Origin of the sequence: Psychrobacillus sp. NPDC096426, from assembly GCF_044762745.1 — a bacterium.
GTDB lineage: Bacteria > Bacillota > Bacilli > Bacillales_A > Planococcaceae > Psychrobacillus.
This window is the reverse complement of record NZ_JBIWEX010000007.1, coordinates 135,352-152,217: the sequence shown is the minus strand read 5'-3', so window position 1 is coordinate 152,217 and position 16,866 is coordinate 135,352. Positions and strand designations below refer to the sequence as shown.

The window sequence follows — 16,866 nt, the reverse complement described above, 5'->3', positions numbered from 1 at the left end:
AAACGTTCTTTGTTAAAGGAGAAGAGAGACGATGCATGAAGGTTTAGAAGACCGAAAAATTATATGTATCGATATACGAAGCTTTTTCGCGAGCTGTGCGGCAGCGGATGCGGGACTCGATATTATGCGTACACCAATTGCGGTAATCGGAAATTTAGAACAAAAGGGAAGTATTGTGCTTGCGGCATCTCCCATGATGAAAAAGAAATTTGGAGTAAAAACAGGAACACGGCTATTTGAAATTCCCGATCATCCATCGATTCATTTAATCGAACCGAAGATGGAATTTTTCGTTCGTGTTTCCATGGAAATAACTCGTTACTTAAATCAATTCGTTCCAAGTGAAGCAATTCATGTGTATAGCGTCGACGAATGCTTTGCCGATTTAGGAGGAACCGAAAAATTATGGGGACCAGTAGAAAATACGATTAAGCGAATGCAGGATGGACTGTATAACCAGTTTCAATTACCATGTGCGGTTGGAATGGGTCCCAATATGCTAATGGCGAAGCTTGCACTGGACTTGGAAGCGAAAAAAACAGGCTTTGCGAAATGGACATATGCAGATGTGCCAAAAAAACTATGGCCTATTACTCCGCTTTCTAAAATGTGGGGAATAGGATCCCGCTTAGAAAAAACATTAAATAATATGGGGATTATTAGTGTTGGGCAACTAGCAAAAACATCGCTTGCGACATTAGAGGCTAAGTTTGGCGTCATGGGAAATCAGCTATATCACCACGCGTGGGGAATTGATTTGTCAGAACTGGGTGCTCCTTTAGCAGAAGGACAAATTAGTTACGGCAAGGGGCAAGTGTTGTTTCGTGATTACGGGTCAAAAGAGGAGATAATGACCGTTGTGCTAGAAATGTGTGAAGACGTTGCGAGACGTGCTCGCGAAGCCGAAATGGTCGGAAGGACGGTCCATCTTTCCATCAGTTACAGTCAAAATGCATTTGGTGGAGGATTTAATCGTTCCCGTTCAATCGATGAACCAACAAATGCCACGATGACCATTTATAAAGTATGTGAACAAATTTTTGATGAATTTTATGATCACCTACCCGTTCGCAAGCTGTCGATTTCCATTACGAATCTAGAACCCGAATACTCCATGCAACTAAGCCTATTTGAAGAGGACAAATGGAAAGTGCGAGAACTGGGAAAAACAATGGATTATCTCCGAAGTAAATACGGCTCTAATGCAATATTGCGTGCAGTTTCCTATACAGAGGCGGGAACAGCAAGAAAACGCGCGGGGTTGCTTGGAGGGCATAAGAAATGATAGAAGGCTGAACGTTTGCATGCGTTTGGTCTTTTTTATTTCCTATTTTAGAAGGACTTTCGAGTCTCGAAGTAGAACAATTATACGAGGAGGAAATCTATGGAAAAGAAATATTTGTACAGTGTGAGCGGAGTTTCCATAATCCTTTCTGCATGGATGCTTTTTGCTGATGATACGGGGAAATGTGGAATAGGAGCAATCCTTTTAGGTATAAGTGGAGTTATTTTTACTTATTTATCTGTTAGAAATACAAAATGGAAACGAGTCATCGCTACTCAAATAATCGGACTAATTATTCTAACCGTTCTCTTTTTGGGGTTTTTACCAACTTATACATATAAAGAAGCGGTAGCTAAAGTTGAAAATGAAACTGGGGAAAAAATGATTCAAACAAAAGAAATTAAAAGAGCCATCGATCATTATATTATTTATACAAAAGAGGATACGTATCTATTTAATATGGAAAGTGGAAATTTTGTAAAAAGAATAACAAAAGGAGAGTAATTTAATTGATAAATAAAATTAAAAATATCGTAGAAAAATTATCGGAGCAGGAAGCAAAGTCCCTGTTATTACAACATTTGTATCGAATTCAACTACTAGAGGAAACGAAATATCCGGAAGACAAATTTCTAGAGGATTTGAAAAAAGAGTATCATGACTTATTACAATTTGCGTCTAAGCCAGGGCAAACAAATTATAACACTATACATATTGTATTTGGAGATTCTCCGGCGGGGAGCTTAAAGATAGCACTGCCAAGAGATGAAAAAGTGATTAGGTTTTCCGACCAATTTTCTATAGGCCCAGTACATCAGCTGCATACTGAAAGAGGACTGGAGCTACGAAAGAAATGGTTATACTTACATATTAATTTGGACGAACAGTCCACACTTACCTACTTGGAGGATTTTCAACAAACATTAACGGAAATAAGTAACATACCAGAGCACATACCAATATACATATGGACAGCAAACAATGCACATGAACAAACCAGCGCTCGACTTGTCGTTCATGCACTTAAAAATAGGAAAAATACAATTCGACTTATCAATGTTTATACTTCCTATCAAAATCATTGGCCAACACCGCCGGAGGAATTCTTTCCTCGAAATACCGGAGAAGTAAGTGCCGAAAATCTAAAAATAATTTACGCTGCAAATAAAAACGATCAACCGCTAACCGAACATACTCGCAACAAACTTGCAGACGAATGGGAAAAACTTGCGGAAACAACTGAAGTACTGCGTATTTGGGAAGACGACCAAATTAAGAGTGTATCAGAAAGTTACTTCGATGCATTTATTATCGAAAAAGCTCGTTATTTGCATAATGAACAAACGAAGCCCGATTTTATGAAATCAGCTCGACTCATTGGAGAAGTAATCGGACACCTCAACCAATATACCGGAGATCAATTCATAGAATATCGAGTACGGCAGCTGATATTACAAGGAATTTTTGAAATAGAAGGTGTTCCAAAGGCAATGCGGTTTTATAGTGTGAAAATGAAAGAGGATATTAATTCAACAAAAAGGGAGTGACTTAAGTTGAAAAAAATACTTACTGGATTACTGATAGTAATGCTTTTAACAGCTTGCTCAGAAACTATGAATAATGATTATAAATTTACCGGAGAAAGTGAACATTGGGAAGCCGAATATTCCTATAAAGGAACAGAAAAATGGGGCGAAGATAACGGGAAAAAAACTTATTCGAGCGAGGATAGTTATGAATTTGCCTTAAAATACAAAGGGACTTTAGAAGAATTATCTTCTATGCAAAAGTTGGAATATTCTTATGACACAAATAGCAGTAGTGGTAAAAGAACAGAGGAGTTCACGGAGCCTCCAACAACTGTGGTATTCAAATCACAAGGAAGTTCTAAAGGTGCGGCAAAAGTAAATGAAGACGAAGTGATCAAGGTAACTGTAAAATGGGATGACTTGGAAGAATCGTTTTTACTGGAGAATAAAAAGGTGACTACTAAATAAGTTCACTTTATTAGTAGTGTTAAAGGCACCAGGTTATCGTTGAATTATGTCAGAACCTGGTACAATTCACTATAAAATCGAGAAGAATGAGAGGTTGTTCTATTTAATGTATCGATTATTATTTTTAATCGTTTTCCTTATTGGTATAACAGGTTGTAGTAGTAAAGAAGAAATAATTTCATCTATGCTATCTGACGATGAGGATAGATATTACATTACAATATTAGGAGTTTCCCAAGAAATTGAAAAGGAAATTATGGATACAGTTATTCAAACTAACATAAATAAAGTAGCGGGATACTATATAAACGAAAATCCAAGTAAAAAAGAAATTAGTGCATTAGAAATAGATAAAATATCAATATTTATCGTGTTTGATACAGAATCAGAAGTGTTTAGAACAAACGACAGAAATAAATTAAATGAATACTTGATAGAAAGAGATAGATTCTCTGAAATGGAAGATAATTATGAAAACGTCAGACGAATTGCATGGGATTTCTTAAAAGAAAACGGTTGGAATGATAGAGCTAATGAAGAATGGAAAAGTGCAACAATTACTAAAATCATTGCTGATAAAAAACACGTATTCTTAGATAAGAGTTATGAAGGTAAGGAGGTATTATCCGTGTCATTTGAAGATAAAGAAAATGTTGTAGTTGGCCCACCGTTAATACTTGTCGACACTGATACAAATGAAGTAATCGGTTATATAATGGGTGAATAAGTGGATTCTTTTTCCATTAATGAAAACTGTATTAAAAAATGAGTATGGTTTATTCAATGTCAATCAGTAACATTAACATAGCCAAAAGAAACAGAACTGATGAGAGTATGGATGTATGAACCATGAAAATCAACAAGTTCTCATTAAATTCTGTTTGCGTTAGTGCCATCAGGTTCTATTAAACTAATGGGATTTAGAAGTATAGCAAAACGATACTTATGAAATTTGCAAAATTTATTCTTGAGAAAACGTAATATTTAGGAGGTTAAAGCAATGGTAATGCCAACACATATTGTAGCGGTGGGTGGTATCGTAGAGGACGAACAAGGAAATATTCTTTTGGTGAAGACTCATCACGGTGGTTGGGTGTTTCCTGGCGGCCAAGTAGAAGTTGGAGAAAACCTTATGGACGCTTTAATCAGGGAGATACAAGAGGAAAGTGGGATAGACGTAGTTGTATCTAACTTAATTGGTGTTTATTCAAATACAGGAATTCATAAATTTTACGACGGTGTCACGGATGTTCCTACAAAATTAATGCTAGATTATGAATGTAAGCCTGTGGGTGGTGAATTGGCTATTTCAGAGGAAACATCAGAAAGTCGCTGGATAGCGAAAGAGAAAGTGCTTGATTTAGTAACAGCACCAGCTATCCGCACTCGATATAAAGCCTATTTGGAGTTCGATGGGAAAATAAATTATATGGAATATGTCACTCATCCTACGTTTGAAATTAAATTGAATAGGACTGTTTAGAAAATGGAATAGAAGCTGCTATATTTTACATAATGGAACAAAAGGAGCATTTATGAATATTGAAAATGGCGAATATCAAATAGATATTAATGGAATAAAACATTGGATAAAAGTAGAGGGAAAAGAAAATAACACAATCCCTCTAATTATTATTCATGGTGGCCCAGGTGGAAATCTTTATGCTTTCGAAAGAACTGTCGGTCCCCATCTCACTCAAGATAGAACAGTAATATACTACGAGCAGCGAGGAAGCGGTAGAAGCGGCAAACCAATTGACGATACTGCTTATAGTATTAATGAATTAGTTGACGACTTTTGGAAAGTTATTCAATGGACAGAAAGCGAAAAAGTTGATTTATTAGGTTATTCTTTTGGTGGAGAGTTAGCACTTGAATTTGCTTTTTCCTTTCCGGATCTCATTAACAAACTAATTTTATCCGGACCTAGCTTAATAAATTTAAGGATGCAATATATGATACAGATATCCGGATTCCTATCGGTCGCAGAACTAGCTCTAGTAAATAAGATTGAAGAAATACTTCAAGAAAATACCTCAATTGAAAATAAATACAGTAAAATATGGGGAATTGTTGATCAGGAAACTATCGACCGTTTATTCTTTGTGAATCCAGATGTTGCTAAAAAGTTTCGACAGTTGTTAAAAGAAAGTAATCTACATAATACAGGGCTTATGTTAGCGGGTTTGCAAGAAAACCCGATATCTCCTCCACTGTATGAACGGCTTAACAATATTCATCATAAAACATTAATCATCACTGGTGTTTATGATCGAAATACGGGAATCCCCATATCCAATTTAATAAATCGAAATCTTTCTAACAGTGAATGGATCTTATTTAATAAAAGTGCGCATTTTCCGGAATTAGAGGAAACAGAGAAATTTGTAAGTGACGTATTAGGCTTTTTACAAGCCTAGTACGTCAGAGGAGGCAGCAAGACCAATGTCAGCTTATGGTAAAGATTTATTTAAAGGAACAGCTAATTATTACTCACGTTATAGACCAATGTATCCAGCTTCATTAATTAGGTTTTTAATTGAAAAGTTTTCTTTGGATGGTAGCGGTCAAATGCTCGATTTAGGATGTGGAACTGGCCAATTAGCATTCAGATTCTCTGATTGGTTTGAAGGGATAGTTGGCATCGATACGGAGCCCGAAATGATTAAAGAAGCAATACGCCTAAGTAAAGAAATTAGAGTGGAAAATGTGAGATGGTTTAATGGTGATATTGATACATATAAAGACAACTCATCAGATGAAACTTTTCGATTGGTGACAATTGCAAAGGCTTTTCATTGGATGGATAGAGAAAAGGTTCTAGAAACATTATATGAAATGGTTGCCTATGGTGGTGGTATAGCCATTATTGATACATATTCTTCAAATAAAGAGCTTTTACCTTGGAAAGAGAAAGTGGAAGAGGTAGTCAGGCATTGGTATGGAAATGAAAGAAGAGCAGGTAACTCGACATATTCACATCCAACAATTAGCCATCAAACTATTATCGCAAATTCAAAATTCGACTTAGAAATCCATGAGATACCAACTTACGAACAAGTATGGACATTGGACACTATAATGGGCAATCTATATTCCACTTCTTATGGTACCAAACGATTTCTAGGTGAAAACGTCCAATCATTTGAAAAGCATTTAAAAGAAGAATTATTAGCACTTGATAATACTGGAATTTATAAAGAACCAATAAATGTATCCGTCAAGCTCGCTTTAAAAAGCAAATAAATACATAGCAGAAATTAGATATGTTGGTCATTTAAAAGACGGAAAATTGGATTTCTTATTACCAGAACCAAAAAGGAGGAATACTGATGAAAGGTAATAAAATTACTATACTTAGTAGGGATAGTCAAAAGGAAATAGAATATACGCATATTCAAACAGGTTCTACAAGTATCTGTTTTATGTTTGCAGGTACAGGATATACCTACGACAAACCATTACTTTATTACGCTACTATGGCAATGCTAGAAAAGAACATTGATGTTGTACATATACACTATTCATACGGAAAAGAACTATTCGAACAATCATTCGAAGATATAATTAAAATCATTATGAACGATGTAGACCCTGTTATGGATCATGTTCTTAATAGTTCTCCATATAACGAAACGATTTTCCTTGCGAAATCACTTGGAACAATTCCAATAATTAGCGATATTATGAAAAGAGAAGTATTTAATAAGTCAAAGATGATATTACTTACCCCTTTGTTGAAACTTGATAGAATTTACAAAGATCTATTAAAAAGCAAGCATGAAGGCCTTATAGTTATCGGAGACAAAGATCCTCATTACAACTTAGAGCAATTAGAACAAATAAAAAAGCAAACCTCTTTTAGGATTGAGTTAATCCATGGTGCAAACCATTCTTTAGATGTCGAGGAGTTTGATGCGCTTTCTTCAATTTCCACTTTAATGAAAGTAATAGAAAACTTGAAGGAAACGTTATAAGTGATCTAGGTAAAATAAAGAAGGGAATTTTATGTATGAAACAGATATATGCGTTCGAAAAGGTAGATGAGTATGCCAAATATCAAAATATTATTGAGAAATTCGGCAAAAAATTAAAGGAGTATCAACGAATATTGGAAGAAAATTACTCGTTGTCTGAAATGCCAAAAGCGATAATGTGGACAACCGAGGAACTGGCTACTACCATTTTATCTACCATACCAATACCAGCTTATACAAATAAAGATATAATCTATATGTCACCGGATTTACCAGCTTGGAGACAGCTTTTTATGAAACAACTAGACGGAAAGGCTCTTCCACATATCCGAAATTTCTATGAAAACTATTCAGAAAACCATTTAATGACGATATTGGCGCACGAACTAACTCATCATTCTGATTTGTTTATCGATGAATTTGAAGATGATCGAGGAGACAGCATATGGTTTGAAGAGGGAATGTGTCAGTATTTGCCAAGAAAACTTCTATTAACGGAGGAAGAATTTGAGGAGATAACAAACGTAGAGATGGCACTAGTGGAAGTGTTTAATGAAAAATACGGTATAAGCCCTTTAGATGAATTCGGTAGTAATTCCTATGAAGGTAGCCTATCTAGTATTATGTATGATTATTGGCGTAGTTATCTTGCAGTGAAATTTTTAGTAGAAGTTCGCGCTAATAATGATATTGATATGATTTTTGGTGAGTATCAAAAATGGCATAAAGAAGGACGGAAATTGCCACTGACTGAGTATTTTGAGTTAAATTAGGAAATATATTTTAGCCATTCGATTAAGAAGGAGGAATTGAATGTCAAAAATCCTTTTGCTTATTCCCACATTGCTAGCATTAAGCTCTTGTCATTCACTTGAACCTATCATAACAGAAGAGATCGTCTCGATATCAATTACTTGTGAGAATGCTAATATAATTGACATTACTGACGATAAGTTAATTGATAAAATTATTAATGAAATCAATAAGAGTAAGCGGGAAGGTACGGAAGAATGGGATATTTCGGTGGAACATACTATTAATCTTGAAACATCATCAGATGAAATAATTAGTTTTTACTTATATAGTGGAGGTGATGTATTAATAAATGGTTATTATGTACATTCCCATATTCAGAACGTTTGCAAGAATACATCTGATAGTTAAAAACAAAAATCAAGTCAAGCAAATGGCACTCAATTAATAAATATTGTAATAAGTGAAGCCGATTACCTGCATTAGTCTCTAGAAGAGCGCTTGTAGAATCGTAGTTAGTAGTATAAAAGAATATTAACTTAGAATCAAAATAGGCATAAATTCAATTTAAGCATGTTGTGTCGGATCACAAAATAGAGTGTTCTATAATTTGAGGTATAAAATGTGATTGAAAATATATAGGTGATGATGATAGTGAATTTACCATTGTGCCAACGAGGAGATTATACATGAATAATCAAATATATGTTAATTGGGGAGGACATAAAGTCAGTCTTCAATGGCATCCCAACAAACGCATGAGCACAAGTGAAATAGTAACAAGTGTTCATAGTTATTGTTTTAGCCAAGGTAAAGTTTTATTAGTTCAGGTGAAAAAAAGAGGATTTAACATTCCAGGTGGACATATAGAATTTGGTGAAACTCCTGAAGAAGCGCTGCATAGGGAAGCATATGAAGAAGGTTATGTGAAGGGAAAAATACAGTATATTGGTGCAATTGAAGTCAACCACAAAGATAACCCTCACTATGTAGAAGCTGGACCGTATCCATTAATAGGTTACCAATTATTTTATAGAATGGACATCGAAGAGTGCCTTCCATTTTTACGAGAGAATGAAACAATGTCTCGTATTTGGGTTGAACCAGAAGAACTTCCTTATGTGATGAATGACCACGAGTTATCGCTGCTAATCTTAAAAGAAGCTCTAAAAATTAAAAAACCAATATAATCAAGGGTTTGATAGAAGAGAAATTCAATGGAAAAAGAATTTCCTATAATAGAAACAAGCAGATTAATCTTAAGAGAAGTAACAATAGACGATGCTCATGATATGTATACATATTTGGCTGATCATGATGTTGTGAAGCCTATGGGGTTAGAACCTTTTGAAACAGTAGAAGACGTATGGGATGAAATTAAATGGTATAAATCTATATACGAAGAAGGTTCGGGAATCAGATGGGGTATCACCATAAAAGATTCTGGTAAGGTAATAGGAAGTTGCGGTTTTCTTAATAGGCAATCCAAACATTACCGAGCTGAAATTAGGTACGAATTAAGCAAAGAATACTGGGGCAAAGGAATAGCAAGTGAAGCATTGGGAGCAGTTGTTAAGTATGGTTACGAGCATTTTCAGTTAGAACGAATTGAGGAATTAATTGAACCAGATAATCTTCCATCACAAAAACTAGAAGAAAAACAAGTTTTTCAAAGAGAAGGTTTGCTAAGACATTATGAATTTACACGCGGTAAATTCGATGATTTATATATGTACTCCATCATAAAAGAAGATTTTCACCTTATTCAAAAGACGCTCAACTTAATTGGTACGACGAATAAATAGAGTAATTACCGAATATATAAATGTATTAAATATAAAGGAGAATTTACATGCACCGATTATTGGAGAAAGATGAGTACGCACCGAATTTTTCAAGCTATGTAAAATTAGTGCCTGAAGGGGATTTAATCCAAACTTTGGAAAAGCAAATGGAAAAGACAATCGGCTTACTATTGAACATTTCTGATGATCAAGCTCATTTTCGTTACGCTTCTGGCAAATGGAGCATAAAAGAAGTGCTTGGGCATATGGCTGATACAGAGCACATAATGGCGTATAGACTTCTTTCCATTGCGCGAGGGGAGACCGCCTCTCTTCCTGGTTTTAACGAAGAGGAATATGTCCAAAATGCATCATTTGATAAACAGTCAGTAAAAGATCTACTCCAAAATTTGTACATTGTACGCCAATCAACCATTCATCTTATTCAAAGCTTAACCAAGGAAGATTTGCTTCGTCGTGGGACTGCCAATAATTCGGAAATAACTGTCCGTGCATTAATAGTTATTATAGCTGGCCACGAGCTTCATCATTGCAACATCATCAAAGACAGATATTTTGGTAATGAAGCATATCCAAAAGGCTAAAACACATATATACTCCCTTTGACTAGCGTTACAGGAGGATAATAGAATCCTTTTTAATACCATTTCAAAAAAAGGATTCTTTTAGTTTGTACTAAAGGTACTAGGATCTCATAATATCAATCAGGCATTACTTTTAATCTTGTATCAAGTTACTAAAAAAACGAAGGAACTTTCCTTCGTTTTTTAATGCTTTAGGAAATTATAAATTTATGGCATGTGGCTAACTATCTCTCAACAACACAAGGCATCTACTTTATAGGAATAATGCGTCATAAATAGCTTTATCAGGTGACCGTTGCGATTTTCGCTGCAATCGGGCGCTTTCCGCTCGAATTCACGAAATTTGTCAGCTAATCAATTTCAAATCTTACAGTATATGGTTGAACGAGACAAAATCCACTGCGAACACGACAAAGACTACCCCGAGCGCGACAAACCCTAAGATCCTATCCTTACCACGCATTACTTATATATTGTGCAAACTATCCTTTATAGGTAGCAATGGTAAACAAGGTGTTTTTTTGTTCTTTTACCGAACAAAATAACGGAAGATTGAAACTTATAAAAAAATTAATCGTAATAGATAGATAGAAAGTTGCATTCTAAAAGATTAGGAGTGGTAGTCATTAAAACTAAAGTGAATCATCCATTTATCTATTTCTTTATGGAGCCAAATATAGTATTTGTTTATAAAATGGAAACACAAAATTATATTGGTGTTTCGGATTTGTTTGAAAGTGATAGATGGGAAACGTTCGTTTTAAACCACGAAAATGAATTTGATATGTTTGATCATCTTGAATCCAATCCTATGGAAGGCAGAACATTCTTTGCCGAGCATGATGACATCATCGTGATGGCAGAATTCATTAATAAACAGATTCAAAAAAATCGTCCGTTACGTACAGGTAGCGCGGTGCATATCGTTTCATCTGAATCTGCAGCAGGATCCATAAGAGTTGTTCTAGAAAGGCCTAAGATTGTTATAGGCTTCCCAGATTTCCTTTCCATTGGACCATTGGGGAAACTGGATGAAAAAATAGGGCAAAACTATCGAAAAGATTGGTTAATCGAAAATATTAACTTCGAGCAAGAAGTAGAGTATCCCATTAAATTTACAAATACACTGCGAGAGCTGGAAGATATATCATATCAAGTTCCGATCTATATCTGGTATGGCAACAATGCAAGTGAACAAGTATGCATGAGATTTCTAATATACTTACTAAGACATAAAACAAATGAGATATTTCTTATAAACTCTACTGATCTCTATGCCAAACATATTACTTCCAGAGATAAACAGCAGCATATATTTGATACAAGTCAGATCGAACCAAAGGATCTAAAACAGCTGTTTGAAATAAATAAAACGAATAATCCATTAATTAAAAAGGAACGAGTTCAATTGGAATCAGAGTGGGAAGCATTAGCCCAAACGAAAGAAGTACTCCGTATATGGAGCAATGGTAACATAATAGGCGTGCCTGAAAATCATTTTGATTCGCTTATCTTACATATAATAGAAAATCTACACGAACAGCTAGGAAACAAAGATTTCATCAAAATTGGGAGAGTATTGGAAGAATTATTTGTACAAATGGATGAGTTTGTTGGTATTTTCTTTTTAGAATATAGGATTAGGCATTTAATATATAGTGGAATGCTTGAGCTAAAAGGAATACCAAAATCATTGTGGAATTATAGCATAAGAAAGCGAAACTAATTATATAAAAAACGTGAGGTGAATTATGAATAATAGAGTGAGAGAAACCTATAACCAGTTAGCTAATGATTACGAACATAATGTAGATACAAAAAGTCTATTTAACACAGAGTATGAACGGCCAGCGATGATGCATTTACTTCCCACAGATTTAAAGAATAAGAAGGTTTTGGATGCCGGCTGTGCAGCTGGTTGGTATACGGAACAATTAGTCAATCTAGGTGCAACTGTAATAGCAACTGATATTAGCCCTAAAATGGTAGAGGCTACTAAAAGACGGGTTGGAGAAAATGCGGAAATATTGTGTTTAGACTTAGAAGATACACTTCCTTTTGAGGATAAATCTTTTGATTTAATCGTGAGTTCTTTAGTGCTTCATTATGTAAAGGATTGGAACAAGTCTTTTAACGAGTTTCGCCGTATATTAAAACCAAATGGGACATTACTTTTTTCAGTCCACCACCCGTTTATGGATATTAAACTTTCCGTGAATGGTGATTACTTTTCCAATGAACTTATTATCGATCAATGGAGAAGAGAAGGGAAATTAATTGAGGTTCCATTTTACCGTCGCCCGCTCCATATGATAATAAATGATACGCTTGAGCATTTCTCCATTGAGAAGCTAATTGAACCACAACCTACAAGAGATTTTAAAATACTAGAACCAGAAAAATATGAAAAACTGATGAAAAATCCCCATTTTATGATTGTCAAAGCAGTGAAATATGCATAGATTGTTGACAAATCAAGTATATGAAAAAACAAGTTAAAAATAAAAATAGGGAGGAACTTAATTGATTAAAAAAGTTTTGATGTTACTTCTTTTTTCTATTTTCTTTTTAACTGCTTGTTCAGGAGACAAAATAATGAATTTCCTTGATGAAAGTGACAATTGGAGTGTTAATTATCAAGTGAAGAAGTTTGATGAAAATAAGGAGGCTGCCGAATTTACAATAACTTATATCGGTGAGGAACCTACTCCTAAGAAAATACACTATAATTTGGACTATCCATCACAGTATTCACTGAAAATAGATGGAAACTCCTCCTTTGAGGGAGTCTTGCAATTAGCAGGACATTCTTGTGACGATTGTTCAGGTTCTAAGGAAGATGATGAAATCACCGTAATTATCACATGGGACGGTAAGTCAGAACTCCTCCATTTGAAAAATCAATAGAATCAGTAAGTCCTTTGTTCCATGCGAATTCAATTTGATATACATAAAGACACACCCCAAGCTTAGCCATTAGTCAAGAAGCGAGCCGTTTTTCAACGGCAATTGGGGCTAATTTGATTTATACGCGTATTCTTATATAGAAGAAGAGCTGTGAGGTAGAGGAAGTTGCATCCAATAGAAATAATAGAGTTTATGATTGTTGGTATAGTCATTGCAGCAGTATTAACCATCTCCCTATTTTTAAAAGGGAAGTACCGTAAATATGGCTTATTATTAAGTTTAGTTTTGACAGTGGGGTTCGGTATATTTTATGTCATTCGTCCTTATTGGATTGATGCACAAATTAACAAGAAAGTTGAAATGTTAAATGGTTATTTAGAAGAACATTACCCAAACGAAGAATGGGAGATTTCAACAGTACCTCATCGCGAAGATGGTTACGAACATCTAAATCCATTCTATATTTCAGTAATCTTTAAAAATGAACCAGAAGTTTCATACCAATATTGGGTAGAGAACGAAACCAGTGTCTATCAAAGAGAATATTCGACAAACAAAAACTTAAATGACCTAAAACATATGGAGAATGAGCTTGAATAATGTAAGAGTAGGTGAATAAATGCGGACAGAACAGCAAATCATGGACTTAGTTTTAACAATAGCAGAACAAGACAAACGAATTCGTGCTGTCGGAATGAACGGATCAAGAACAAATCCGAACGCCCCAAAAGATATTTTTCAGGACTTTGATATTGCTTATATTGTGACGGAAATGGATTCTTTTATAAATGATACAACCTGGATTGATATATTTGGTGAGCGAATCATTATGCAAACACCCGAAAATAAGTCTATGTTTCCACCTGAGTTAGGCGATAGATTTACTTATCTAATGTTGTTTACAGATGGTAATCGAATCGATTTGACATTAATACCTATAGAGAAAAAAGACGAATATTGCAGAGAGGATAAGAATCTTTCAGAAGAGAAATGGCAGGAGGTTCTATCTACATATCCTAATGGAAGTTACGAGAGTATTTGGAAAGCGTTATTTGCAATGTGCGATCTGTTTCGTAGTACCGCAATATTTGTTGCTGATAATTTAGATTTCAACTATCCGTATGAAGAAGATAAAAAAGTGAATGCATATTTAATACGTGTAGAACGTTTATCTCCAGATGGAAGTGAGATTTATTAATATTTTCTACTAAGGCTTAGCGTTGTAGTATACTTTTTCAAAGAAAAAGTAAACCGCCCCTGAGCTCCCAAGCATAAGACGGTTTACTAAGTAATTTGCTGATCGCCTTTGAAACGAATCATTTTATTACAGAGACTGGTTTGTGTAGAAGTACTAGCCAGTCTTTATTAATATAATCATTTTCTACAGCAGTATAACCTCGAAAGAAGAATTTTTCAATAAGAATTACCAGTTAACGGAACTTATTTCTTGTTTCATTTTCATTCGATCGATTTTTTGAAAAATATTCGCTGATGAATACAAGCGACACTTTATCCAAGAAAGTCGCTAACATAATTCCCATTGTATATCGCAACAGATCTACCAGAAGAAATCCTTTGCCAAAGATTAAAGCCCCGAGCAAAGTACCACGTATTTGTTTGATCCAATCTCCTTGGTACAATTGGCTGAATTCAATACTAAAGCTAAAAAAGAGACTAAGCAAAGTCGCTATGAGCAAGATTTTACGTTCGAGAAGGAATCGGAATCCAAAATAGACCATCATAGCCCAAATCACATCTCCAGCGTTTTGCGCCATAAATGGCGAAAGAAAGTGGCTGTATTTTCTGGAGGCTAGTCCTAAGAAAATGGTGATAACAATTACAATTATATAAGTTATCCTCATTTTACGGTAACGCAAGGTGATACATCCATTTTTAGTAGTCATTGGTTCACTCTTTTATATATAATGATATTCATTTATGTTCAATATACAAGTATTAGAGGATGGAAGCAAGGCTCGATTATGAGGTTTATACATGAGTATGGTTACAAAATAGTAAAGGTCCTGCGAATGTATGCAGGACCTTTTTATTTTTTCTTCAGTGCGTGATGATAAAGAAAAATACACTTGATTAATTGTTACTTAGGATAATAGCTAAACCCCGGATATTTGACGACCGGATACTTCACTTGACGTAGCACATCTAATAATTCTGGTCCAACATGCAAATTGTCTCTTACTAAGTCGCGAGGGGTAAGCGCCATCCATTGGTTAAGTGACACATCAACAAATCGATCGCTTTTGAACATTTCCAAAAACCATAAAGTTTGATCACCTATATTCTGAATGTAGTGCCCATTAGCAAATGGGACATAACCGACGTCCCCAGCTCGATAATCAAATGTACGGGCTGTACCATTACCAGCAAATACGGTCATACGTCCTTGCCCTGAAAGATAATACTGCCACTCATCATTATTTGGGTGCCAATGTAGCTCTCTCATTGCTCCCGGTTCAATCTCAACAAGTGCCGCTGCAATATTTTTAGAGATAGGAAAATTGGAAGAGTCTACGATTCGTACACTTCCTCCAGGGATTAGAAGTGGTTTTTGTGCGAGCAGTTGATGCTTGAAACTACTGGGAATAGTTCCGTAAGGGGACTGGATCATTTCACTTTCGAGCGGACCGGGAACCTTGTCTTGATAGATATAGACCTGCTTAGAAGGTATGTGATCAAAGGCACTAATTGGTACTCCAAAATTGGCAGACAGCACATCTTTGGGAGTGTGGGCAAACCAATCGGAAATAGACAAGGTGTTAAGATCAGAAAAGGTACCGTCATCGAAAACAAGCAGGAATTCGCAGTGTTCTAACCCTTGAATGGAATGTGGAAGCCCAGCGGGAAAGTACCAAAGATCTCCTGGGCCTATATCGGCAATAAAATTCCTTCCCTCCGCATCAATTGCCGTAATTCGCGCTCTACCTAATATCATATAAGCCCATTCAGCTTGTTGATGCCAATGTAATTCTCTAACGCCACCGGGGGTCAAGCTCATATTGACTCCTGCCAGAGTTTTCGCAATGGGAAGTTCTCTAACAGTGACTTCTCTCGACCATCCCCCAAGATTTAAAGTCATGAAGGTATCTGAGAACGAAAATTTCATGTTAGAAAGCAAGCCAGTATCCGTTTCAGGTGGAACTAACAAGTCGGGGTTTTCAAGATCTCGCATAATATCCCGTGGGCCAGTATCATATCCTCCAGCACCGTCATTTCGGATGGGCTGTGGGATATTATCGTATATATCTCGATTTTCTTTAGAACTATCCAATTTCATTGACTCCTCTCATCGAATACTTTACATAATCTGATATATGATGCGGGTTCTGTGTAAATGACTGTCTACTTCAAACAGGAACTTTTTATTCATCAGTTCTTGATGGCTAATTTAAATATATAAAAGAAGGAAATGCTAGGACTAATCAGTAATTTTACTTGTTCAGTCTTTTTTTTAATGCCTTCGAGGTAAAGTCAACTAATCAAAAAGTAAAATAGACTATACAAAAAGACGAATTAACTATACAATAACAGGAGAACGTT

The 16,866-nt window shown here is 35.3% G+C and carries 21 protein-coding genes; 19 read left to right on the top strand and 2 right to left on the bottom strand.

The annotated features are described in order from the left end of the window. The first annotated feature begins 31 nt into the window (after positions 1-31). The 19 genes from ACIQYS_RS08230 to ACIQYS_RS08140 all read left to right on the top strand — a co-directional run bounded on the left by ACIQYS_RS08230 (position 32) and on the right by ACIQYS_RS08140 (position 14,506). Positions 32-1,285 carry a Y-family DNA polymerase gene (locus ACIQYS_RS08230; RefSeq protein ID WP_402977457.1) on the top strand — a complete coding sequence of 418 codons (1,254 nt, stop codon included), beginning with the start codon at positions 32-34 and terminating at the stop codon, positions 1,283-1,285. Positions 1,286-1,384: 99 nt separating this feature from the next. Next, the gene (locus ACIQYS_RS08225) at positions 1,385-1,789 is read left to right on the top strand and encodes a hypothetical protein (protein WP_402977454.1); all 405 of its coding nucleotides are present in this window, start codon (positions 1,385-1,387) and stop codon (positions 1,787-1,789) included. Positions 1,790-1,794: 5 nt separating this feature from the next. Next, positions 1,795-2,832: a DUF1835 domain-containing protein gene (locus ACIQYS_RS08220; RefSeq protein WP_402977451.1), complete on the top strand. Its 1,038-nt coding sequence runs from the start codon at positions 1,795-1,797 to the stop codon at positions 2,830-2,832. Between the two features lie 6 nt (positions 2,833-2,838). Next, complete coding sequence (locus ACIQYS_RS08215; RefSeq protein ID WP_402977448.1) at positions 2,839-3,282, top strand: hypothetical protein; 444 nt, start codon at positions 2,839-2,841, stop codon at positions 3,280-3,282. A gap of 46 nt (positions 3,283-3,328) precedes the next feature. Then, positions 3,329-4,009, top strand: a complete 681-nt coding sequence (locus ACIQYS_RS08210; protein ID WP_402977445.1) for a hypothetical protein — start codon at positions 3,329-3,331, stop codon at positions 4,007-4,009. A gap of 273 nt (positions 4,010-4,282) precedes the next feature. Continuing rightward, on the top strand, positions 4,283-4,765 hold the full coding sequence (locus ACIQYS_RS08205; protein ID WP_402977442.1) for an NUDIX hydrolase: 483 nt from the start codon (positions 4,283-4,285) through the stop codon (positions 4,763-4,765). Positions 4,766-4,817: 52 nt separating this feature from the next. Continuing rightward, the gene (locus tag ACIQYS_RS08200) at positions 4,818-5,702 is read left to right on the top strand and encodes an alpha/beta fold hydrolase (RefSeq protein WP_402977439.1); all 885 of its coding nucleotides are present in this window, start codon (positions 4,818-4,820) and stop codon (positions 5,700-5,702) included. Positions 5,703-5,727: 25 nt separating this feature from the next. After that, positions 5,728-6,528: a class I SAM-dependent methyltransferase gene (locus tag ACIQYS_RS08195; protein WP_402977436.1), complete on the top strand. Its 801-nt coding sequence runs from the start codon at positions 5,728-5,730 to the stop codon at positions 6,526-6,528. A gap of 86 nt (positions 6,529-6,614) precedes the next feature. Further along, entirely contained in the window at positions 6,615-7,259 is a 645-nt protein-coding gene (locus ACIQYS_RS08190) for an alpha/beta family hydrolase (protein WP_402977433.1), read from the top strand. 35 nt (positions 7,260-7,294) lie between these two features. Next, positions 7,295-8,032: a hypothetical protein gene (locus tag ACIQYS_RS08185; protein ID WP_402977430.1), complete on the top strand. Its 738-nt coding sequence runs from the start codon at positions 7,295-7,297 to the stop codon at positions 8,030-8,032. 40 nt (positions 8,033-8,072) lie between these two features. After that, positions 8,073-8,423 carry a hypothetical protein gene (locus ACIQYS_RS08180; RefSeq protein WP_402977427.1) on the top strand — a complete coding sequence of 117 codons (351 nt, stop codon included), beginning with the start codon at positions 8,073-8,075 and terminating at the stop codon, positions 8,421-8,423. 278 nt (positions 8,424-8,701) lie between these two features. Continuing rightward, positions 8,702-9,202 carry an NUDIX hydrolase gene (locus tag ACIQYS_RS08175; RefSeq protein ID WP_402977422.1) on the top strand — a complete coding sequence of 167 codons (501 nt, stop codon included), beginning with the start codon at positions 8,702-8,704 and terminating at the stop codon, positions 9,200-9,202. A gap of 27 nt (positions 9,203-9,229) precedes the next feature. Further along, positions 9,230-9,817, top strand: coding sequence for a GNAT family N-acetyltransferase (locus ACIQYS_RS08170; protein ID WP_402977417.1), 588 nt, complete (start codon positions 9,230-9,232; stop codon positions 9,815-9,817). Positions 9,818-9,864: 47 nt separating this feature from the next. Beyond that, positions 9,865-10,401, top strand: coding sequence for a DinB family protein (locus ACIQYS_RS08165; protein ID WP_402977414.1), 537 nt, complete (start codon positions 9,865-9,867; stop codon positions 10,399-10,401). A 616-nt stretch (positions 10,402-11,017) separates the two neighbouring features. Further along, on the top strand, positions 11,018-12,127 hold the full coding sequence (locus ACIQYS_RS08160; RefSeq protein ID WP_402977411.1) for a DUF1835 domain-containing protein: 1,110 nt from the start codon (positions 11,018-11,020) through the stop codon (positions 12,125-12,127). 25 nt (positions 12,128-12,152) lie between these two features. Beyond that, positions 12,153-12,863 (top strand): class I SAM-dependent methyltransferase, encoded by a 711-nt coding sequence (locus ACIQYS_RS08155; protein WP_402977408.1) that lies wholly within the window; start codon positions 12,153-12,155, stop codon positions 12,861-12,863. A 61-nt stretch (positions 12,864-12,924) separates the two neighbouring features. Beyond that, positions 12,925-13,308: a hypothetical protein gene (locus ACIQYS_RS08150; protein ID WP_402977405.1), complete on the top strand. Its 384-nt coding sequence runs from the start codon at positions 12,925-12,927 to the stop codon at positions 13,306-13,308. Positions 13,309-13,473: 165 nt separating this feature from the next. Continuing rightward, positions 13,474-13,908: a hypothetical protein gene (locus ACIQYS_RS08145; RefSeq protein WP_402977402.1), complete on the top strand. Its 435-nt coding sequence runs from the start codon at positions 13,474-13,476 to the stop codon at positions 13,906-13,908. 19 nt (positions 13,909-13,927) lie between these two features. Then, a complete protein-coding gene (locus tag ACIQYS_RS08140; protein WP_402977399.1) occupies positions 13,928-14,506 on the top strand; it encodes an aminoglycoside 6-adenylyltransferase in 579 nt (192 codons plus the stop codon). A 232-nt stretch (positions 14,507-14,738) separates the two neighbouring features. Here ACIQYS_RS08140 and ACIQYS_RS08135 read toward each other — a convergent pair whose 3' ends face one another. Beyond that, positions 14,739-15,212 (bottom strand): ribosomal maturation YjgA family protein, encoded by a 474-nt coding sequence (locus tag ACIQYS_RS08135; protein WP_402977396.1) that lies wholly within the window; start codon positions 15,210-15,212, stop codon positions 14,739-14,741. Between the two features lie 194 nt (positions 15,213-15,406). Then, positions 15,407-16,603 (bottom strand): oxalate decarboxylase family bicupin, encoded by a 1,197-nt coding sequence (locus tag ACIQYS_RS08130; protein ID WP_402977393.1) that lies wholly within the window; start codon positions 16,601-16,603, stop codon positions 15,407-15,409. Positions 16,604-16,866 lie beyond the last annotated feature (263 nt).